This is a genomic window from Noviherbaspirillum saxi (assembly GCF_003591035.1).
Lineage (GTDB): Bacteria > Pseudomonadota > Gammaproteobacteria > Burkholderiales > Burkholderiaceae_D > Noviherbaspirillum > Noviherbaspirillum saxi.
The window spans coordinates 1491501-1511682 of the sequence record NZ_QYUO01000001.1; the positions used below are offsets into that span (position 1 = coordinate 1491501).

Annotated in this window: 19 protein-coding genes; 13 read left to right on the plus strand and 6 right to left on the minus strand. The window is 57.6% G+C overall.

Annotated elements, in window-relative coordinates:
• Positions 1-45: 45 nt before the first annotated feature.
• Together D3871_RS07010 and D3871_RS07015 are read left to right on the plus strand one after the other, a co-directional pair.
• On the plus strand, positions 46-300 hold the full coding sequence (locus D3871_RS07010) for a hypothetical protein (RefSeq protein WP_119768245.1): 255 nt from the start codon (positions 46-48) through the stop codon (positions 298-300).
• A 193-nt stretch (positions 301-493) separates the two neighbouring features.
• Positions 494-1519 carry a patatin-like phospholipase family protein gene (locus D3871_RS07015; RefSeq protein WP_119768246.1) on the plus strand — a complete coding sequence of 342 codons (1026 nt, stop codon included), beginning with the start codon at positions 494-496 and terminating at the stop codon, positions 1517-1519.
• Positions 1520-1535: 16 nt separating this feature from the next.
• Here the strand turns inward: D3871_RS07015 and D3871_RS07020 are convergent, their stop codons facing one another.
• The gene (locus D3871_RS07020) at positions 1536-3215 is read right to left on the minus strand and encodes an acetate--CoA ligase (RefSeq protein ID WP_119768247.1); all 1680 of its coding nucleotides are present in this window, start codon (positions 3213-3215) and stop codon (positions 1536-1538) included.
• A 123-nt stretch (positions 3216-3338) separates the two neighbouring features.
• Here D3871_RS07020 and D3871_RS07025 point away from each other — a divergent pair, with 123 nt between their 5' ends.
• The 10 genes from D3871_RS07025 (at position 3339) to D3871_RS07070 (ending at position 12363) form a co-directional block, all read left to right on the plus strand.
• Positions 3339-4211: an alpha/beta fold hydrolase gene (locus D3871_RS07025; protein WP_199724737.1), complete on the plus strand. Its 873-nt coding sequence runs from the start codon at positions 3339-3341 to the stop codon at positions 4209-4211.
• Between the two features lie 88 nt (positions 4212-4299).
• Entirely contained in the window at positions 4300-5136 is an 837-nt protein-coding gene (locus tag D3871_RS07030) for a 3',5'-nucleoside bisphosphate phosphatase (protein WP_119768248.1), read from the plus strand.
• Positions 5137-5251: 115 nt separating this feature from the next.
• A complete protein-coding gene (gene htpX / locus D3871_RS07035) occupies positions 5252-6133 on the plus strand; it encodes a protease HtpX (protein WP_119768249.1) in 882 nt (293 codons plus the stop codon).
• Between the two features lie 51 nt (positions 6134-6184).
• Complete coding sequence (locus tag D3871_RS07040) at positions 6185-6808, plus strand: L-threonylcarbamoyladenylate synthase (RefSeq protein ID WP_119768250.1); 624 nt, start codon at positions 6185-6187, stop codon at positions 6806-6808.
• Between the two features lie 89 nt (positions 6809-6897).
• Positions 6898-7557 carry a site-2 protease family protein gene (locus D3871_RS07045; RefSeq protein WP_119768251.1) on the plus strand — a complete coding sequence of 220 codons (660 nt, stop codon included), beginning with the start codon at positions 6898-6900 and terminating at the stop codon, positions 7555-7557.
• Positions 7558-7562: 5 nt separating this feature from the next.
• Positions 7563-8771, plus strand: a complete 1209-nt coding sequence (locus D3871_RS07050) for a tryptophan--tRNA ligase (protein WP_119768252.1) — start codon at positions 7563-7565, stop codon at positions 8769-8771.
• A 16-nt stretch (positions 8772-8787) separates the two neighbouring features.
• The gene (locus D3871_RS07055) at positions 8788-9381 is read left to right on the plus strand and encodes a class I SAM-dependent methyltransferase (RefSeq protein WP_233575538.1); all 594 of its coding nucleotides are present in this window, start codon (positions 8788-8790) and stop codon (positions 9379-9381) included.
• Between the two features lie 84 nt (positions 9382-9465).
• Positions 9466-10344, plus strand: a complete 879-nt coding sequence (gene dapA / locus D3871_RS07060; RefSeq protein WP_119768254.1) for a 4-hydroxy-tetrahydrodipicolinate synthase — start codon at positions 9466-9468, stop codon at positions 10342-10344.
• 75 nt (positions 10345-10419) lie between these two features.
• On the plus strand, positions 10420-11544 hold the full coding sequence (gene bamC / locus D3871_RS07065; protein ID WP_233575539.1) for an outer membrane protein assembly factor BamC: 1125 nt from the start codon (positions 10420-10422) through the stop codon (positions 11542-11544).
• A 12-nt stretch (positions 11545-11556) separates the two neighbouring features.
• The gene (locus D3871_RS07070) at positions 11557-12363 is read left to right on the plus strand and encodes an MBL fold metallo-hydrolase (RefSeq protein WP_119768256.1); all 807 of its coding nucleotides are present in this window, start codon (positions 11557-11559) and stop codon (positions 12361-12363) included.
• 131 nt (positions 12364-12494) lie between these two features.
• Here the strand turns inward: D3871_RS07070 and D3871_RS07075 are convergent, their stop codons facing one another.
• Both D3871_RS07075 and D3871_RS07080 read right to left on the minus strand, forming a co-directional pair.
• Positions 12495-12761, minus strand: coding sequence for a hypothetical protein (locus D3871_RS07075; RefSeq protein WP_119768257.1), 267 nt, complete (start codon positions 12759-12761; stop codon positions 12495-12497).
• Positions 12762-12986: 225 nt separating this feature from the next.
• Positions 12987-14108, minus strand: coding sequence for a cupin domain-containing protein (locus tag D3871_RS07080; RefSeq protein ID WP_119769947.1), 1122 nt, complete (start codon positions 14106-14108; stop codon positions 12987-12989).
• An 85-nt stretch (positions 14109-14193) separates the two neighbouring features.
• On the opposite strand from D3871_RS07080, the gene D3871_RS07085 reads away from it, so the two are divergent.
• On the plus strand, positions 14194-14730 hold the full coding sequence (locus tag D3871_RS07085; RefSeq protein ID WP_119768258.1) for an FKBP-type peptidyl-prolyl cis-trans isomerase: 537 nt from the start codon (positions 14194-14196) through the stop codon (positions 14728-14730).
• Between the two features lie 67 nt (positions 14731-14797).
• On the opposite strand, the gene D3871_RS07090 is transcribed toward D3871_RS07085, so the two are convergent.
• From D3871_RS07090 to D3871_RS07100, 3 genes are all read right to left on the minus strand, one after another.
• A complete protein-coding gene (locus D3871_RS07090) occupies positions 14798-15736 on the minus strand; it encodes a hypothetical protein (RefSeq protein ID WP_119768259.1) in 939 nt (312 codons plus the stop codon).
• Positions 15733-18426 (minus strand): DNA mismatch repair protein MutS, encoded by a 2694-nt coding sequence (gene mutS, locus D3871_RS07095; RefSeq protein ID WP_420799629.1) that lies wholly within the window; start codon positions 18424-18426, stop codon positions 15733-15735. Before mutS ends, D3871_RS07090 begins: the two co-directional genes overlap by 4 nt.
• A 242-nt stretch (positions 18427-18668) precedes the next feature.
• Positions 18669-20054, minus strand: a complete 1386-nt coding sequence (locus D3871_RS07100; protein ID WP_119768261.1) for a DEAD/DEAH box helicase — start codon at positions 20052-20054, stop codon at positions 18669-18671.
• Positions 20055-20182 lie beyond the last annotated feature (128 nt).

Consider the following 20182-nt stretch of genomic DNA (forward strand, 5'->3'; position numbering starts at 1 on the left):
GTTTCGACCGGATGTCATGTTCAGCAAACGCATAGGGGGTAAGCCATGTCGAATCTCTCCAAATCAACACTTTCATTCATAACGGCCGCGTCGTTCATCGTCTTGTTGGGCGCATGCGAAAAACAGGATGTTGCATCGGGCGAAAAAGGCCCTGCCGAGCGAGCAGGTGCACAGCTTGATCAGGCTGCCAAGCGCGCCGGCGAGGAACTCAACAAGGTTGCTGAAAAGGCCGGCCAAGGTATGCAGCAAGCCGGCGAAAAGCTGGAAAACAAGGCGCAGGACGCACAGAAAAAAGAATAAGGCGCTCGCTGCGCCCAGCAATCCACAAGTCAATCTTCGCAGCGTAACGAAGCCTGCGAGTCATTCCGCTTCCCTCATTGAGGAGGCGTCCTTACGCCATAAATCGCCAGGCGAGCCAACGCCGGCTCGTCGAAGCGATGGCAAGTAATAAACACTTTACGCCGAGTAAGGCGTACTACAGGAATAGGCAAACATGCACAGGAAGACCATTACCCTTGCCCTGCAGGGCGGGGGCTCCCATGGGGCATTCACTTGGGGAGTCCTGGACCGGCTGTTGCAGGATGAACGAATCGAGATAGAGGGCATTAGCGGCGCCAGCGCTGGCGCAATGAATGCCGTTGTCATGGCTTACGGGTTGGCGGCCGGCGGCCGCGAAGGCGGTCGCCAGGCACTGCGTGATTTTTGGGAAAGCGTGAGTATGCGGGCACCGTTCAGCGTGGTACCCGACATGCTGAAAAATCGTTCGGGCCTTGCGATGAACTCCGCGCCGCCCGCAGGCATCAGGCCCTTGCTGTCGCTGACCCGGTATTTTTCTCCGTACCAGTTGAATCCTTTCGACATCAATCCATTGCGCGACATATTGGCGCAGCAGGTGGATTTCGAATTGTTGCGCGCGAAAGGGAAGATTCGTCTCTTCATCGCCACCACGCAAGTCAGTACTGGGACTCTCAAACTCTTTCGCAACAAGCAGATCAATATTGACGTGCTGCTCGCATCGGCTTGTCTGCCGTTGCTGCACCGGGCGGTGGAAATCAATGGCGAAGCTTATTGGGATGGCGGACTGACGTCGAACCCGCCTTTGTTTCCGCTAGTGCAAAAGTGCTCTGCGCGCGACATGATGGTGGTGTTGCTGCATCCCGAGCCGCGCCTGAAGGTGCCGAAGACGGCGGATGAAATCTGGCATCGCCTGACCGAGATGGGATTCAGCTCCACTTTCTTTACCGAGTTGCAGGGGCTGATGCTGGCCCAGCGCGAGGCAAGGCACGGCTGGATCGCGTTCGGAAAGCTGGAACGACGGTTGCGGCAGTTGAATATGCACGTGGTCGAATCGCAAGCGTTGATGAGCCAGCTTAGCCAGCACAGCAAGATGAATGCACAGCCGGCCTTTATTCAGGGCTTGTACGAGGAAGGCCGCAAATGTGCCGGTATCTGGCTCCAGGATAATTTCCGGGAGCTTGGCGTGCGCTCATCGTTCCGGCTGGCCAGCCTGTTCGGTTAATCGGCGCACCGTCTTACTACGGTTTGGCTGCGCGCTCCTGTTCTAGAAGTCGGAGCACACGCCTCTGGACCTTTCCGGTCGTGGTCATCGGTAGCGCGTCGATAAACTCGATTTCTTTTGGATACTCGTAAGGCGCAAGCTTGCCGCGCACATGAGCCTGCAGTTCCGCAATCAATCGCTGATCGCCCTCTGCGCCGCGCACGACATCGGGTGTCAGCACCACGAATGCCTTGACGATGTTGCCGCGCTCCGCGTCGGGTTTTGGCACCACCGCCACATTGGCGACCGCCGCATGCTTGACCAGGCAGTTCTCGATTTCCGACGGCCCGATCCGATAGCCGGCTGCCTTGAACATGTCGTCGGCGCGCCCCTGATACCAAAGATAGCCGTCTTCGTCGACCAAGGCGAGATCGCCGGTGCGGCACCAATCGCCGGTATATTTGTTGCGGGTCGCCTCCGGATTTTTCCAGTAGCCGATGAAGAAAATCGGGTCAGGGTATCCATGGATATCGGTCTTGTTCAAGGCGACTTCACCGGTCTCTCCCGGCTTGACCAGATTGCCTTCGTCATCGATCACGGCCACTCTGTGTCCCGGATACGGTCGCCCCATGCTGCCGGGCTTGGCCGGCCATTGATGGATGCTGTTGCCGACGATGTAGTTCATTTCGGTCTGGCCGAACATCTCGTTCGGCGGCACGCCAAGCGCTGTCTCGCACCAGTTGAAGACTGCATCGCCCACCGCTTCGCCGGCGCTCATGATGGCGCGCAGCTTGAGCGTATACCGATCGCGCGGTGCGGGGACGGCCTTCATCATCATCTTGAGCGCGGTCGGAAACAGGAAGGTGTTCGTTATTCCGTACTTTTCGAGCAGATGGAACGCCGTCTCGGCAGAGAAGCGGCCGCGGTAGCCAAGAATGGGCATGCCGAAATACAACGACGGCAGCAAGGCATCCATCAGGCCGCCGGTCCAGGCCCAGTCTGCCGGAGACCAGAATACGTCCCCCTCTTGCGGAAACCAGTTCTGTGAAGCGACGAAGCCGGTCAGATTGCCGATGATGGCCGAATGCGGAATCAGCGCGCCTTTCGGCGCACCGGTGGTGCCACTGGTGTAAATCAGAACGGCAGGGTCGGTGGCAAGTGTAGTCACCGGATCGAAACTGTCGGCCGCGGCGGCGAGTTCCCGGTGCCAGTCGAGCATGTCGCCGGTTGCGCATTCCACTGCGATCACATGGCGCAGCGATGGGCAGTTTGCGCGCGTGTCCAGCAAATTCTGCAGTCCCGCCTGATCGACGACTGCGACGGTAGCTTCACTGTTTTGCAGACGATATTCGAGAGCGTCGGGGCCAAAGAGGATGGACAGCGGCATGGCCACCGCGCCAAGCCGGTAGCAGGCAATGTGCGCTACCGCGGTTTCCGGGCGCTGAGGCAGCACGATGGCGACGCGGTCGCCCTTGGATACCCCCAGCCCCTGCAGCACCGCTGCAAGCCGATTCGCCTGATGGTGCAGTTCGGAATAGGTGAAGGTGGCGGTCTTTCCTTCGTCGTCTTCGTAGTGGATCGCGATTCTCGACGGCGTGTCCGCCCAGCGTGCGCAACATACATCCGCGATGTTCAGTTGCTCGGGAACATGCCATTGGAAGTTTGTGTAAAGCTCCTGATAGCGATCAGGCTGCGACTGATGGGATGCAAAAGACATGTCCTCTCCGGTATAATTATAGAACGGTCGTTCGTTTATTCTGCAAATCTGGCATGTTTGCAGCCTTTCCATTATGCCGATTTATCTGCAATCTACCATCAACCACCCCGCATGCGCCTGCCGATGAAATCTTCCCGTTCCGAATACATTCCCGTTCGCGGCCTGCAATATCACGTGCGTCACTGGGGTGAAGAAGGCAATCCGAAAATATTCATGATGCATGGCTGGATGGATGTCTCCGCATCGTTCCAATTCGTAGTCGATTGCCTCAAGAAAGACTGGCATGTCATCGCGCCCGACTGGCGCGGGTTTGGACTGACGGCAGTGCCGGGAGCGGATTGCTATTGGTTCCCCGATTACATGGGCGACCTGGATGCGATCCTTGCCCATTACTCGCCCGAGGAAGCGGTCAACCTGCTCGGACACAGCATGGGAGGCAACGTGTGCACGCTTTATGCCGGCGTTCGTCCCGCACGCATCCGCAAGCTGATCAATCTCGAAGGCTTCGGCATGCCGACAACCAAGCCTGACCAAGCCCCGGGGCGCTATGCAAAATGGCTCGATGAATTGCGCGAAGTGCCGACCATGCGTGCATATGCAAGCCAGGCCGAGGTCGCGGCCCGTCTGCAAAAAACCAATCCACGCCTTACCGATGAACGTGCGGCTTTTCTTTCGGCGCATTGGTCTGCACACAACAAGCAGGGTGAATGGGAAATTCTCGGCGATCCTGCGCACAAGCTGATCAGTCCGATTCTATATCGCGTCGAAGAGGCGCTGGCTTGCTGGAAGTCGATCACGGCGTCGGTCTTGTGGGTGGAAGCCACCGACACCGAAGCCTGGCGCTGGATGGGCCCGAAAGAAAGCGCGCGCTTGGAAATCGACAGGCGCATAGGATTTTTTGCAAATGTCAGAACGGCAATGATCGAAAACGCCGGTCATATGCTGCACCACGACCAGCCGGAAGAGCTGGCAGGATTGATCGAAGATTTCCTGTAGCCGGACAAGCCAGGCCGTGGCCGGCGCGCCGTTTCGGACCGCGACTTCGGCGTACAATAAGGCTCATGTCCCTACTCAAGAAATTTCCATGTTGAACGTCGACCTGCATTGCCATTCCAACGTTTCCGATGGTGCGCTGCCGCCAGGCGAGGTAGCCGCGCGCGCCAAGGCAAACGGTGTGGACGTGTGGGCATTGACCGATCACGACGAAGTCGACGGTATTCCGGAAGCCCGCGAAGCTGCGCATGCGCTGGGCATGCGTTATGTAACGGGCGTGGAAATTTCCGTTACCTGGGCGTCCCAGACCATCCATATCGTCGGACTGCAATTCGACGAAAACAACGAAGACCTGAAACAGGGATTGATCCAGACCCGTTCCGGCCGCGAAAAGCGTGCGCACGCGATGGCCGCGCAGCTCGCCGAGGTCGGCATTCCGAATGCCTTCGAGGGGGCGCTCAAGTATGTCGGCAACCCGGACCTGATCTCGCGCACGCATTTTGCCCGCTATATCATCGAACTGGGCGTGTGCAAGGATATTCCTGAAGTGTTCAGCAATTACTTGATCGAAGGTAAGCCCGGCTACGTTCCGCACCGCTGGACCACCCTCAAGGATGCGGTTACATGGATTCGCGGGGCAGGGGGCATTGCGGTCATTGCCCATCCCGGTCGCTATGATCTGTACGATGTGGCGCTGGACGCGCTGCTCAACGAGTTCAAGCGCTACGGCGGTGCCGGAGTGGAAGTGATTACCGGTAGCCATACGCCAGACGAGTACGATGTGTACGCCAATGTGGCGCGCAAGTACGGATTGCTGGCGTCGCGCGGTTCCGATTTCCATGCTCCCGGCGAATCGCATACAGAACTGGGCGCGTTGCCCAACCTCCCTCCATCGGTGACCCCGGTCTGGCACGACTGGAAGCTGTAAGCGCATGTATTCTCGTGGCTTTGACTCAGACGCTATGGCGATATGCCATATGAGGCCGCTTGATTTCCAGTCATGCGGGCGCATTTAGATTCCGCTGTCTTCCTGGAGGCTCTTCATGAAAAGAATATTCCTGTTTGTTGCCACTAATCTGGCTGTCATGCTGGTCATGTCCGTCGTGCTGTCGCTGCTGGGCGTCAATCGCTACCTCGGCGCCAACGGCTTGAACATGGGCAGCCTGATGGTGTATTCGCTCGTGGTCGGTTTCACTGGCGCCATATTCTCGTTATTGATCAGCAAACCGATGGCGAAGTGGTCAACCGGCGCGCGGGTGATCGATGCGCCATCCTCCTCGACCGAACTGTGGCTGGTTGACACTGTCAGGAAACTGGCCGACCGCGCCGGTATCGCGATGCCGGAAGTCGCGGTCTACGATGGCGAGCCGAATGCATTTGCGACCGGTGCTTTCAAGAATTCCGCCCTGGTCGCGGTATCGACCGGCCTGCTGCAAAGCATGACCAAGGATGAAGTCGAAGCCGTCCTCGGCCACGAGATCGCCCATGTCGCCAACGGCGACATGGTGACGCTGACCCTGATCCAGGGCGTCGTCAATACCTTCGTGATCTTTTTGGCCCGGGTGGTCGGCTACCTCATCGACAAGACGGTGTTTCGCAACAACGACGACCGCGGCCCGGGTATAGGCTATATGGTGACGGTGTTCGTTTGTGAGATCGTATTCGGCATTCTGGCGTCGATGATCGTTGCATGGTTCTCGCGTTACCGTGAATTCCGTGCCGATGCCGGCTCGGCCAAGCTGCTTGGTACACCGCAGCCTATGGTCAAGGCCTTGGCCCGTCTCGGCGGGATGGAAGCTCCAGAAAGCCTGCCGCAGAATTTCCGCTCGTTTGGCATCAACGGCGGCCGCTCGGGTTTTATGGCGCTGTTTTCCAGTCATCCGCCGATTGAAGAACGCATCGCCGCGCTGCAGGGCGCACATTAATTCTTAATCAGTACATTACGGCGGCGGTCCAATTGGCCGCCGTTCTTTTTTATGAGCCAATTTTTTCAGATCCACCCGGATAATCCGCAGCTGCGCCTGATCAAGCAGGCAGCGCAGATCATTGATGGCGGTGGTATCGTTGCCTTGCCGACCGACTCCTGCTACGCGCTGGTTTGCCACCTTGATGACAAGGCAGCGGTCGACCGGCTGCGGCGCATACGCGGCGTGGATGAAAAGCATCATCTCACGCTGCTCTGTCGCGACCTGAGCGAGATTGCCCAATATGCACGTGTCGATAACCGGCAATACCGACTGCTCAAGGCCGCGACGCCGGGTCCGTACACCGTCATTCTGGAAGCGACCAAGGAGGTGCCGCGCCGCCTCAGCCACCCGTCACGCAAGACGATTGGCCTGCGCGTCCCCGAAAATCGCATTGCGCATGCCTTGCTGGAAGAGCTTGGCCAGCCCCTGCTCGGGACGACGTTGATCCTGCCCGGCGACGGCGATCCCTTGACCGATCCGGACGAGATTCGCGAACAGCTGGCGCGTCAGGTGGAGCTGGTGATAGACGGCGGCGCCTGCAGCCTCGATCCGACCACCGTGATCGACCTGACCGGAGACGTGCCAGAACTCGTCAGGCAGGGACGGGGCGATCCAGCCATATTCGGGTTGTAGCAGCATGCTCGGCTTGGATGGCGGGTGCATTCACGCCCGGCAAGCGCGTCCGTCCCGAAGTCTTTCGGCCCCTCTGATAGAATCCCGCCATGGATGACCTTATTCAAACGATTGCAGTGTATGCGCTGCCGGTATTGTTCGCGATTACGCTGCATGAAGCTTCGCATGCCTATGCGGCGCGCTACCTCGGTGACTCGACCGCCTACCTGCAGGGGCGGATGAGCCTGAATCCGATCAAGCATATTGATCCGTTCGGGACTATCATTATTCCGATCCTGTTGTACGTCGCCACTTCTGGCGCTTTCCTGTTCGGTTACGCCAAACCGGTCCCGGTGGATTTCGGCAACCTGAGAAAGCCCAAGCGCGACATGGCATGGGTCGCATTGGCGGGGCCCGCCGCCAATTTCGTCATGGCATTGCTTTGGATGATATTCGCTATCGGACTTGCGTTCGCCAGTGTGAATGAGCCGTTTTTCATGCGGATGGCACAGGCTGGCGTGCTGGCCAATCTTGTCATGTTCGCCTTCAACCTGTTTCCAATTCCGCCGCTGGACGGGGGTAGGGTGCTGACCAGCCTGCTGCCTAACCGTTACGCCTACAAGTTTTCCCAGATCGAGCCCTATGGATTCTTTATCGTGATGGGGCTGGTACTGTTGAAGGTTCTCTACGTATGGATGGTGCCGGTGATGACCGCGGCGCATTCCGCATTGAAGTTGATCGTTTCCCCTCTTACCATTTTTCTGAGCTGAACATTATGTATCCCGACCGCGTTGTTTCCGGCATGCGTCCGACTGGTGCGATGCACCTTGGCCACTATCACGGTGCTCTCAAGAATTGGGTCAAGATGCAATCCGAATTGCCTTGCCTGTTCTTCGTCGCCGACTGGCATGCGCTGACGACTCACTACGACGATCCCAGCATTATCGAAACCAGCACCTGGGATATGGTGGTCGACTGGCTGGCCGCAGGCATCGATCCGGCACAGGCGACTCTGTTTATCCAGTCGAGAGTGCCGGAGCATGCGGAACTGCATCTTCTGCTCTCGATGGCAACGCCGCTCGGCTGGCTCGAACGTGTGCCGACCTACAAGGACCAGCAGGAAAAGCTCGCCGATCGCGACCTTGCGACTTATGGTTTCCTCGGTTATCCGCTATTGCAGGCCGCCGACGTGCTCATCTACCGCGCCAGCCTGGTGCCGGTCGGCGAGGACCAGATCCCGCATATCGAAATGATGCGCGAACTGGCTCGGCGTTTTAATCATCTGTACGGCAAGGAAAAGGGTTTCGAGGAAAAAGCGCAGGAAGCGATCAAGAAGCTGGGCAGCAAGCGCGCCCGCATGTACACCGAACTGCGCACCGAATTTCAGGAGCAGGGCAAGGCCGATGCACTGGAGCAGGCCAAGGCGATGCTCGATGAAGCACAGAACCTGTCGATGATCGACCGCGAACGCCTGTTCGGTTACCTCGAAGGCAGCCGCAAACTGATACTGGTCGAACCGCAGGTGCGCCTCACCGAAGCGTCGCGCCTCCCCGGCCTGGACGGACAAAAGATGTCGAAGAGCTATGGCAATTCGATTGCCCTGCGCGAGGACAAGGACACGGTCACCAAGAAAATCCGCACCATGCCGACCGATCCGGCGCGCGTGCGCCGCACCGACCCGGGCGAACCGGAAAAATGCCCGGTATGGCGCCTGCATCAGGTTTACTCGGATGACACCACCAAGGAATGGGTGCTCAAGGGATGCCGTTCTGCCGGCATCGGCTGCCTGGAGTGCAAGCAGCCTGTCGTCGACGCGGTATTGAAAGAGCAGGAGCCGATGCGCGAACGCGCCCAGAAATATCTGGATGATCCTTCGCTGGTCAGGGCGATTGTTGCGGACGGTTGCGACAAGGCGCGCAAGCTGGCACAGGAAACCATGCGTGACGTTCGTGAGGCAATGGGCCTTGGTTACACCTCCGTCTGATACTGCTGCAAAGCCGGTGCCCGTTCCCGGAAACGGGCATGCCGCCCAAGATGTCCCTTCACCCTGGGTAGAGCGCTTTGCGCAGTTGATTCCGCCGGGCGAGGTACTGGACCTTGCCTGCGGCGGTGGACGTCATGCGCGCTTTTTGGCTGGACGTGGATATCGCGTTCTTGCGGTCGATCGCGATCCGGCGGCATTGGAGCGTGTCGCAGCGCCGCTTGTTACGCCATTGCTTGCCGATCTGGAGGGCAGTTCCGATGCGCCCGCGAACTGGCCATTCGGAAGCGGGCGTTTTACGGGTGTCGTCGTCACCAATTACCTGCATCGCCCCTTGTTTTCGCATATCGTCGCCAGTCTCGCGGATGAAGGTGTACTCATTTACGAAACCTTTGCCCAGGGGAATGAGCAGTTTGGCAAGCCATCCAACCCGGCTTTCCTGCTGGAGCCGGGAGAGCTTCTTAGCCTGAAAAATGGTTCATCTACGCATCGGCTTCGCGTGATTGCCTTTGAAGACGGGTTCATCGCTTCGCCACGGCCAGCCATGGTGCAGCGTATTTGCCTGGTCAAAACCTCTTCCGTTCCGTCGAGCGAACGCCTGCGCCTATTTTGAGCCGCCATTGACGACCTGATTGCCCCACGGGAGCAGGCTATCCGCTACAATCAAGCCTTTCTATTCTTACCCAACAACATCATCATGATTCAGGGCAGCATAGTCGCAATCGTCACTCCAATGCATCCAGACGGCAGTCTTGACTTGCCGGGCCTGCGTAAACTGATCGACTGGCACATCGCCGAAGGCACCGACGGCATTGTGATCGTCGGTACCACCGGTGAATCGCCGACCGTGTCAGTGGAAGAGCACTGCGAACTGATCAAGATCGCCGTTGAGCATACGGCAAAGCGTATTCCCATCATCGCTGGTACCGGTGGAAATTCCACTACCGAAGCAATCGAACTGACGCGCTATGCCAAAAACGTGGGCGCGGACGCATCGCTGCTGGTGGTGCCGTACTACAATCGTCCGACGCAGGAAGGGATGTATCAGCATTTCCGCAAGATCGCCGAGTCGGTCGATTTACCAGCGATTCTTTACAATGTTCCCGGCCGCACCGTTGCAGATATGGCGAATGAAACCATTCTGCGACTGGCGCAGGTGCCCGGTATCATCGGCGTCAAGGACGCGACCGGCAATATCGGCCGCGGCACCGATCTGATTCGACTCGCTCCCAAGTCTTTTGCCGTGTACTCGGGCGATGACCCGACCGCAATGGCGCTGATGTTCTGTGGCGGCAAGGGCAATATTTCGGTTACCGCCAACGTCGCGCCGCGCGCAATGCATGAATTATGTGTGGCTGCGATGCATGGCCGCGTCGCTGAGGCAGTCGCCATCAACAACAGGATGCTGCCCCTGCATAACAAGCTTTTCGTCGAGCCGAATCCGGTGCCGGTGAAATGGGTGCTGACGGAAATGGGCATGATGCCGTCCGGTATCCGTCTGCCCCTTGCGCCGCTCAATGCGGACTATCACGACATCGTGCGCGCGGCCTTGCGCGAATCCGGTGTATTACAATAAGCGCCGCGTCTTTCCCGGCAGATAAACACCACCACCTCATTCAGTACCGACATGACTATTCGCAAGCACTCCAACATGGCCCAACGTGGACTTATCTATGCACTGGCGCTTGCCGGCCTCGCCGGCTGCAGCACAATCGGGTCCATCCTGGAGCCGGAACGCGTCGAGTACAAGAGCGCAGGAAAGGCCCCTACGCTTGAAGTGCCGCCGGATCTGACGCAGCTGCAGCGCGAAAATCGTTATGCAATTCCGGAAGCGAATCGCGGAACCGCGACGGCATCGGGATACACTTTGCAACAGAATACCCGTCCCGTTGCAGCAACCACGGTGGCGCCGGTGGTGACCAACGATATCCGTATCGACCGTGCCGGGAATCAGCGCTGGCTGGTAGTCAAGCAGACGCCTGAAGCTTTATGGCCTCAGATCAAGGACTTCTGGCAGGATTCCGGCTTCCTGCTTGTACAGGAAACGCCTCAGTCTGGCGTCATGGAAACCGACTGGGCAGAGAATCGCGCAAAGATTCCGCAAGATTTCATTCGCAGCACTATTGGGAAGGCGCTGGACTCTCTGTATTCGACGGGTGAACGTGACAAGTTCCGTACGCGACTGGAACGCGCTCCCGACGGCTCAACGGAAATCTACATCAGCCATCGCGGCATGCAGGAAGTCCTGGTTGGACAGCAGAAGGACAGCACGACCTGGACTCCGCGTGCTTCCGACGCGGAACTCGAAGCAGAATTCCTGTCTCGTTTAATGGCGCGCTTGGGCGTGGAGTCGACCCGGGCCAAGGCTACGGTCGCCAATGCGATCTCGCAACCGATTCGCTCCAAGCTGGTCAAAGGTGCGAACGGTGGTTACGTCGAAGTCGATGAAGGATTTGATCGTGCGTGGCGCCGTGTCGGTCTGGCTCTGGACCGCGTAGGATTTACCGTTGAAGACCGTGATCGTACGCAGGGCATGTATTTCGTGCGTTATGTCGATCCTGACCTCGACCAGAAGAAGGGCGAAACAGGATTCTTCTCCAAACTGTTTTCGTTCGGCTCCAGCGACGACAAGGCACGTACCGCGCCTCGTTATCGGGTCTCGGTAAAAGGCTCCGGCAGCACCAGCCAGGTAGCGATCCTGAATAACGAGGGACGTCCGGAAACGTCGCAGACAGCGGACAAGATTTTGTCCTTACTGAACGAGCAACTCAAGTAATCAAGACCAGTATTGAAATTTGCCAGTCTCGGAAGCGGTAGTGAAGGTAACGCACTGCTGATTTCAACCGCATCCGGCGCCGACCGTACAACGGTCATGCTGGATTGCGGATTCAATATCAAGGAAACCGAACGTCGCTTGCAGCGCCGCGGCATGGTCCCGGCTGACCTGTCCGGTATCGTGGTTACCCATGAACACCAGGATCATGTCGGCGGGGTCTTCAAATTCGCGCGACGTCATCACCTTCCGGTATGGCTGTCTTTCGGGACTTTCCACGCAGTGCGCAAGGATTGCGATGGTGTCCAATACCGTTTTTGCCGCGATGGCGAACCGCTATCGATTGGCCATCTTGAACTGATTCCCTATACCGTTCCGCATGATGCACGCGAACCGGTCCAGTACGTTGTGCGCGATGGGCGCTTCAAGCTCGGGGTCTTGACCGATGCCGGTCAAGCGACGCAACATCTTACCCAGAGCCTGAGCGGATGCGATGCTTTGGTACTGGAATGTAATCACGATCGCGGGATGCTCGCGAATTCCAGTTATCCGCCATCGCTTCGCAGCCGTATTGGCGGCGCCTATGGTCATCTTTCCAATGACACGACCGCAGATATTCTTGCCGCACTCGATCGTTCCCGTTTGAAGATCGTCGTCGGGGCCCATTTAAGCCAGCAGAACAATACGCCGGAACTCGCAAGGGCGGCACTGTCGAGTGTTATCGATGGCGACACGGCGCGCATCATGATCGCTTGCCAGGAAGATGGTTTCGACTGGATTTCTCTGGACGCATTGGCCGATCAGGCAGGCGAAGACAGTTAGCTTGGATTCAGGGTGAAACTGCTCTAACGCAGTAAGCCAATTGTCTCAATGAGCAGCTTGCATGAGACTTAATTTTTAAGGGCAATAAAAAAGCCGGCCCAAAGGCCGGCTTTTCTGTCAGTAATCGAGGATTACTTGGAGGCAGCTGGAGCGGCAGCAGCCGGTGCAGCAGCAGAGTCAGAAGCGGCCGGAGCAGCAGCAGCTGGTGCAGCCGGAGCGGCAGCAGCGTCAGAAGCAGCCGGAGCAGCAGCAGCTGGTGCTGCCGGTGTTGGTTCGGCAGCAGCCGGAGCAGCAGCAGCCGGTGCAGGTGCTGGTGCCGGAGCAGCAGCTTCTTCTTTCTTGCCGCATGCAGCCAGCGCAACGGCCAGCAGGGACGCGATCAACAGAGTCTTTTTCATGGATTTCCCTTTAAAAGATTATTATCAAAAATAGTGCGATGAATAATTACCGGTAATTATCGCTCGGTAGGCGTTTTCACTGCTTCCCACAATGATGTTGCGTTGCACACATTGAAAACTTCCTAACTCGCAATTATAGCGGTTTTCTTGCAACAACACAGCCAAGACATGCCAATTAGTAAGGGTTTTGTAAGCATCTGTAAGCAAGCATCAGGCGGCTATAAATCACGAAATGCTCAGCCAGCCATCGTCATGCCACATGTGAAAGGCTTCCAACACATCCTCGGAGGCCGAAGCGACAAGCTCGCCTGGCAGTGAGCGCATATCGGCCAGCATAAGCAGCAATTTTTTATCGGCAGCGCCTACCGCAAAGGATTCGCCATTGATGAAGATATGCCGTCCACGGTAAAGCATCCGTGTCTTGCGCGACAGGCGAACGCCGCGCTTTGCCGCGGTCTGAACGAATTTCGTTGGAGTCAGCGATTTCTCCGGGCTGTCGAAAAACACATTTGCTTTAGGCTCGGTCAGGTACTCGCCGAGAAAGATCGTCATGTCGTCGTCGGTGAACCGGATTTTTTTCAATTCCGCGCTCATTGTCGCAATCATCGCCTTACTGATTTCCGCCGGATGCTGCGTAACCGCTAGATCCGGATCGGCATAACGGCCAGGCAGTTCTATCGAGTCGGCCATGAATTGCAGGAAGGCTTCGCCCAACTCCTGGAAGGGCGGTGCGCGAAAGCCGATCGAATAGGTCATGCATTCGCCTTCCGCAATGCCGTCATGCGCATAGTGCGGTGGCAGATACAGCATGTCGCCCGGCTCAAGAACGAATTCTTCTTCCGCCTGGAAATTCTTGAGAATCTTAAGCGGCATTCCTTCCACCAGGTTCAACTCCTGTTGAGCACTGATCTTCCATCGACGGCGTCCATGCGCCTGCAACAAAAACACATCGTAGGAATCGAAGTGGGGACCGACGCCGCCCTGGTCGGTCGCATAACTGATCATCAGGTCGTCGAGTCTTGCATCAGGAATGAAACGGAAGCGCTGCAGCAATGCATCGGCCGCATCGTCATGAAGATTGACTCCCTGGACGAGCATCGTCCATTCTTTTTTTCGGAACGACGGCAGGCGTTGCATCGGCCCGCTTTGCATTTTCCATGTGCCGTCAAAGTGCGTGATCAATCGGGATTCGACATCATCACGTCCGGCGAGGGTGCATAGCGCTTCCCGGTCAAGTAACGGTTTGAATCCTGGAATGGCTTGGCGGATCAATAGCGGCTGTTTGTGCCAGTAATCACGAAGGAATTTTTGCGGCGTCAGTTCGCCAAGAATGCTGAAATTATCCATGCCGGCATTATATAGGCATGCCATCGCAGGTCCGGCGACGTCAGCCGGTATAATCCGCATGAATGTTCACATGAAAGGAAGAGTCATGAAGATTGCCAAGAATACCGTAGTGACGGTCCACTACAAACTGTCAGATGCTCAGGGCAATCTGATTGAGGAAAGCCAGGACCCGATGGTCTACCTGCACGGTGGATATGAAAACACTTTGCCGAAGATTGAAGAAGCACTGGATGGCAAGGATGCCGGATTCGAGACCACGATTCAGGTCGAGCCGGAAGATGCATTCGGTGAGTACGACCCCGATCTGATCAAGATCGAACCACGCAATCGCTTACCCGAGCCAATCGAAGTCGGCATGCAGTTCGAGGGAACGCCGGACAGTACGGGCGGAGCGGAAGACTCGCTGATCTTTACCGTCACCGACATTGCCGACGACAAGGTTGTTCTCGACGGCAATCATCCGTTGGCGGGCATGGCGTTGCGTTTTACGTTGAATGTGGCAGAAGTCCGTGCCGCCAGTGATGAAGAAATCTCCCATGGACATGTGCATGGCCCGCACGGACATCACGACGAGATCGAGGGCGACGAAGACGACCACTTCCGTAGTCACCCACTTCATTAAATATATTTCTTAGGCACTGAATGGCACCTGCTGCCATTCAGTGCAGCCGATTTGGTGTAGCGGATTCCTATCGTGAACTGCCTGAAGCCTGCAGAGGATGGCTGGTCACGGAAAACAGATCGCCATGGGCTTGATTGACCGTCAGCTTGACCGATCCCGAACCCGCATCCAGTTCACCGATATTTTTTTGCCAGACGATGTCCGCTGGTGCGGCCGGCTGTGTCGAAGGTGCCGACTGGCTATGGATGATCAAGACCTTGCCGTCAAATTTTGACGCAAGCATTTTGATTTGCTTGCGGGTCTCGGCATAGCCGTCGCGCCGCACCGTTCCTGACTTCGGTACTGCCATGGGATTGCCGTCGCAGAACAGTACGATGCCGTCCAGCTTGCGGCGTGTCGCATACGTGAAAACCCGGTTTAACCAGTCACGGTTTGCGATCAGGCGATCTTCAAATTCGCTGTTTCTGCCAGCATCAAGAACGAAATGGTTGTTGTTGCGGGGAAGATTAAGTGTTGCGAACATCGTATTGCCCACTTCCCAACGGGCGTTCTCTGCGAAGTCGCGAAACTTGGCAATCGTGGACTGACGTACCACGGGAATTTTGCTGCCGCCAATCGAGAATTCATCCTGAAAAAACACATCGCGCAACAGCGTAAGTTTTCCCACCGCTGCGGATTTTCCGTTCGCCTGCTTGCATTCGGCCCAGTCGCTTGCGGTGAGTGACACGATCAAGCCGTTTTTCGCCTCCTGCAGCATTGCCTTGCGTCGATTGTAGAGCATGTCGGTGCATGGCTCGGACACACTTTTTATGCCGTTGGCCACAACGAACGCAAGATTATCGGCGTCGCTGGTATCGATGGCGTCGCGCAGGGTGGCTTCGTCCGAGGGACTGCGGATGATGTGCGATAGAACAACGAAGCTGAAGCTTTCATCCTGTGCGGCAAGCATCGGACTTGACGCCAGTAGCGCGCATATCGCCAAGCCTTGGAAAATCTTCGTGATCATTCTTTTTCTGCCAGGCGTTTCAAGCTGTAAAGCATGTCCAGCGCTTCGCGTGGCGACAAAGTATCCGGATCGGCTTCATCGAGCGCTTCGAGTATTGCTGTGACTGCGGCAGTCCGTACAGGTTCGTCCGCAGTCTCTGCTTCTTCGTCAGGCGACATATTGTGGGCAAACAGGTCGAACTGCGGTGTTGCCTGCACCGAATGTGCTTCCAGTGCAGCAAGATGCTTGCGGGCTGCCTTGATGACCGGTTGCGGTACTCCGGCCAGTTGGGCCACCTGCAAGCCGTAGCTTTGCGAAGCGGGGCCGGGTTGGACCGCATGCAGAAATACAATGCTGTCCTTGTGTTCGACCGCTGAAAGATGCACGTTCGCCGCGGAGGGGTGAGTATCCGGCAGTTGCGTGAGTTCGAAGTAATGCGTGGCAAACAGCGTAAAACTGCGGGTGCTGTCGATCAGGTGGCGCGCAATTGCCCATGCCAGCGCCAGCCCGTCGAAGGTCGAGGTGCCGCGCCCGACTTCATCCATCAGCACCAGCGAGTGTTCGGTCGCGTTATTCAGGATCGCAGCCGATTCTGTCATTTCAACCATGAAGGTCGAACGTCCGCCTGCCAGGTCGTCGGCCGCTCCAATACGAGTGAAAATGCGATCGATGGGTCCAATGACGGCATGATTCGCGGGAACAAAACTGCCGACATAGGCGAGCAGGGTGATCAGAGCGACCTGGCGCATGAAGGTCGATTTACCACCCATGTTGGGTCCGGTAATCAGCAGCAGCTTGCGCTCATTGCTCAGCTCGCAATCGTTTGCGATAAAGCGTTCTATCTGGTTTTCGACGACGGGATGGCGTCCCTGTTCGATGAAGATGCGCGGCTCATCGATAAGTTGCGGAGCGCACCAGTTGTTGCGCATCGCATGGTCTGCGAGCGCGACCAGCACATCCAGCTGAGCCAGCGCATGGGCTATGGATTGCAGCGTGCCGATATGCGGCGCCAGTTCATTGATCAGCTTCTCGTACAGATATTTCTCGCGTGCGAGCGCGCGTTCCTGCGCCGACAAGGCTTTATCCTCGAAGGCCTTCAACTCGGGAGTGATGTAGCGTTCCGCATTTTTGAGCGTCTGACGGCGACGATAATCGTCGGGCACCTTGTCGGTCTGGCCGTGCGTGACTTCAATGTAAAAGCCGTGCACCTTGTTGTACTCGACCCGCAGGTTGCCGATGCCGGTTCGCGCTCGTTCCCGGGTTTCCAGATCCACCAGAAATTGGCCTGCGTTTTCCGACAGCGCCCGCAGTTCATCGAGTTCCGGATCATAGCCGCGTGCGATCACGCCGCCGTCACGCACCATTGCCGCCGGTTCCAGTGCAATGCCGCGTTCGATCAGATCGAGACATTCGCTGGGCGTTGCCAGCGCCTCATGCACTGACTTCAGCAGGGGTGCATCGGCATCCTTGTTGCACATCGCCACATAGGCGCGCAGCGACGGCAATTGCTGCAGGCCGCCGCGCATGCCGGCCAAGTCGCGAGGACGTGCCGACTGCAGCGCAATGCGGGTGGTAATGCGTTCGATGTCCGGAACGGCTGCCAGTGTGGTCGACAAACCCGAGGCCGCGTCGGCGCGCATCAAGGCATTGAGCGCAGCGTGGCGTGCACGGGCAATTTCCTGATCGCGCCGCGCATGGTGCAGCCAGTGCCGGAGCAGCCGCGAGCCCATCGCGGTGCGGCAATGGTCCAACAGGGAAAACAAGGTAGGCGACATAGAATCGTCGGCGCCGCGCAGCGTCTCGGTCAGCTCCAGGTTGCGGCGGGTCGCTGCATCGAGTCCGATGAATTCATTTTCCGCTTCGACGGCCAGCGTGCGCACGTGCTGCAAACCTTTTCCCTGCGTCGATTGCGCGTAACGGAGCAAGGCTCCGGACGCGCCCACCGCCGCATGCAGGCCTTCAGCATTGAATCCGCTGAGTGTGGAAACGCCTAACTGTTCGCGCAGTGCCTTGCCGCCGCTTTCCGGATCGAAGTGCCATTGCGGCACCGAAGTGAATTTGCCGCTGCCCGCCTGCAGATGCATGAGACCTACGTCGTCGGCCAAAAGAATTTCTGCTGGCGATATGCGTTCGAGTTCCTGCTTCAGGCGGGCATCGAATCCGCGCGCGTCGCCGGCAAATTCCATCAGCTTCAATGCGCCGCTGGCCATGGAAAGCCAGGCCAGACCGACGGTGATGGTCTTGCGTTGCGTAATCGTGCATATCGCCAGCAGAGGACGTTCCGACTTTTCGGGAAGCAGGTCTGAATCTGTCAGGGTACCCGGTGTAATCACGCGGATAACCTTGCGCTCCACCGGCCCCTTGCTGGTTGCCGGATCGCCGATTTGCTCGCAAATGGCGACCGACTCACCCAACTTGATCAGTTTGGCGAGATACTGGTCCGCCGAATGAAATGGGACACCGGCCATCTTGATCGGATTGCCGTTCGACGCGCCGCGCTGAGTAAGTGTAATGCCGAGCATTCGCGCCGCTTTTTCCGCATCGTCGAAAAAAAGCTCGTAGAAATCTCCCATCCGGTAAAACAGCAGGGTGTTCGGATGGTCGGCCTTGATGCGCAAAAATTGCTGCATCATCGGCGTGTGTTTTTCCAGGGCGTCGTCAATACGGGACGACGCGTCAGCGTCTTTCCCGGTTGCGGATGCTAGTGCCATTCCAGACTTTCTTATTCAAAGGCAAACAGTGTCCGCCATTTTAATGCGCGGCAGGAATGGAATGAAGGCGTGTGCGATAAATCTTCGCGCTGCGCGCGCTCCGCCGCAAGCGAAGACCGGCGTGTACTACGAGCACACGCCGTAAAAGCGATGAATTCAGCTTGCGCGGCATGGCGAGGCCGGTCGCCGTGCCGAGGGAAATCCGCCTTGGCCTCGATTGAGGCGGTTAGACAAAATCCACTTTAGCGCCCGCGTCCGCCGCTGCGGTGCAATGCCGAGGTCTGACCGGTCAGCGATCTGCCGCCCGCCGGTTTGGCCGGAGCAGGTTTGTTTTGCGGGGGGCGAGATTGCGTCGGCTTTGCTGAACCCGACTTCGCTGCATTGGGGTCCGCCTTGCTGTTGCCTGACGACGGCTTTTGCTGACGCGGGGTGTTGCGCGAGGGTTGATTGCCGCTGCGAAGCTGGATCGGCTGCGGTCGCGCATTCGGATCAGGCTCGAAACCTGGAATGACTTCCTGCGGCAGAGTACGCTTGATCAGCTTTTCTATGCCTTTGAGCATGTCATGCTCATCCACGCAGACCAGCGAAACGGCTTCGCCCGTTGCACCCGCGCGGCCGGTGCGGCCGATACGGTGGACATAGTCCTCGGGAACGTTCGGCAGGTCATAGTTGACGACATGGGGCAATTGATCGATATCGATTCCGCGTGCGGCGATATCGGTGGCGACCAGCACTTGCAGGCTTCCATCCTTGAATTCTGCCAGCGCACGGGTCCGAGCGGACTGGCTCTTGTTGCCGTGAATCGCCATGCCGGAGATGCCGTCCTTGCCGAGTTGCTCGACCAGTTTGTTGGCGCCGTGCTTCGTGCGCGTAAAAACCAGCACCTGTATCCACTCATTGGTTTTGATCAAATAGCTGAGGAGCGGATGCTTGCGATTGCGGTCGACCGGGTGGATCTTTTGTGCAATGACTTCCACTGTCGAATTGCGGCGGGCCACCTCGATCATCGCCGGAGAATTCAGCAGGCCGTCGGCCAGTGCCTTGATGTCATCGGAGAAGGTCGCCGAGAACAACAGGTTCTGACGTTGCTTGGGCAATGCGGCGAGCACCTTGCGAATGTCACGGATAAAGCCCATGTCAAGCATACGATCGGCTTCATCCAGGACCAGGATTTCAACATGCGACAAGTTGACGGTGCCTTGTTGCATATGGTCGAGCAGGCGTCCGGGTGTCGCGACGAGAATATCGACGCCATGATTCAACACTCTGATTTGCGGGTTGATATTGACGCCGCCGAAGATCACGGAGGAGGTGAGCTTGAGGTACTTGCCATACACACGGACACTTTCTTCCACCTGCGCAGCCAGTTCGCGCGTCGGGGTGAGGATAAGGGCACGAATCGGACGGCCGGTTTTGGCCTGTGTGCGTGGCTGCGCGTTCAGGCGCTGCAGGATGGGCAGCGTGAAGCCGGCGGTCTTTCCGGTGCCGGTTTGCGCGCCGGCGAGCAGGTCGCCGCCACATAACACTGCGGGGATCGCTTGCTTTTGAATCGGGGTCGGGCTGGTGTATCCCTGCTCGGTGACGGCACGGACAATTTCATCGGCAAGGCCGAGTTCGCTAAAAGACATGAAGACTCATTAAAAATATCGGCCTGTCACCGATCGATCGGTGCCAGTCGCAGGCAAATAGGTGGGGAGAGGAGAGGTCGCGGGGACAGCGGCGCGAAGACTGGAGAGGCGCAGCGTGCGTAACTGCA

Bases quoted from the DNA above. Each gene is read 5' to 3' on its own strand.
- D3871_RS07010 (WP_119768245.1), top strand. From the start codon at position 46: ATGTCGAATCTCTCCAAATCAACACTTTCATTCATAACGGCCGCGTCG.
- D3871_RS07015 (WP_119768246.1), top strand. From the start codon at position 494: ATGCACAGGAAGACCATTACCCTTGCCCTGCAGGGCGGGGGCTCCCAT.
- D3871_RS07020 (WP_119768247.1), bottom strand. From the start codon at position 3,215: ATGTCTTTTGCATCCCATCAGTCGCAGCCTGATCGCTATCAGGAGCTT.
- D3871_RS07025 (WP_199724737.1), top strand. From the start codon at position 3,339: ATGAAATCTTCCCGTTCCGAATACATTCCCGTTCGCGGCCTGCAATAT.
- D3871_RS07030 (WP_119768248.1), top strand. From the start codon at position 4,300: ATGTTGAACGTCGACCTGCATTGCCATTCCAACGTTTCCGATGGTGCG.
- htpX (WP_119768249.1), top strand. From the start codon at position 5,252: ATGAAAAGAATATTCCTGTTTGTTGCCACTAATCTGGCTGTCATGCTG.
- D3871_RS07040 (WP_119768250.1), top strand. From the start codon at position 6,185: ATGAGCCAATTTTTTCAGATCCACCCGGATAATCCGCAGCTGCGCCTG.
- D3871_RS07045 (WP_119768251.1), top strand. From the start codon at position 6,898: ATGGATGACCTTATTCAAACGATTGCAGTGTATGCGCTGCCGGTATTG.
- D3871_RS07050 (WP_119768252.1), top strand. From the start codon at position 7,563: ATGTATCCCGACCGCGTTGTTTCCGGCATGCGTCCGACTGGTGCGATG.
- dapA (WP_119768254.1), top strand. From the start codon at position 9,466: ATGATTCAGGGCAGCATAGTCGCAATCGTCACTCCAATGCATCCAGAC.
- bamC (WP_233575539.1), top strand. From the start codon at position 10,420: ATGGCCCAACGTGGACTTATCTATGCACTGGCGCTTGCCGGCCTCGCC.
- D3871_RS07075 (WP_119768257.1), bottom strand. From the start codon at position 12,761: ATGAAAAAGACTCTGTTGATCGCGTCCCTGCTGGCCGTTGCGCTGGCT.
- D3871_RS07080 (WP_119769947.1), bottom strand. From the start codon at position 14,108: ATGGATAATTTCAGCATTCTTGGCGAACTGACGCCGCAAAAATTCCTT.
- D3871_RS07085 (WP_119768258.1), top strand. From the start codon at position 14,194: ATGAAGATTGCCAAGAATACCGTAGTGACGGTCCACTACAAACTGTCA.
- D3871_RS07090 (WP_119768259.1), bottom strand. From the start codon at position 15,736: ATGATCACGAAGATTTTCCAAGGCTTGGCGATATGCGCGCTACTGGCG.
- mutS (WP_420799629.1), bottom strand. From the start codon at position 18,426: ATGGCACTAGCATCCGCAACCGGGAAAGACGCTGACGCGTCGTCCCGT.
- D3871_RS07100 (WP_119768261.1), bottom strand. From the start codon at position 20,054: ATGTCTTTTAGCGAACTCGGCCTTGCCGATGAAATTGTCCGTGCCGTC.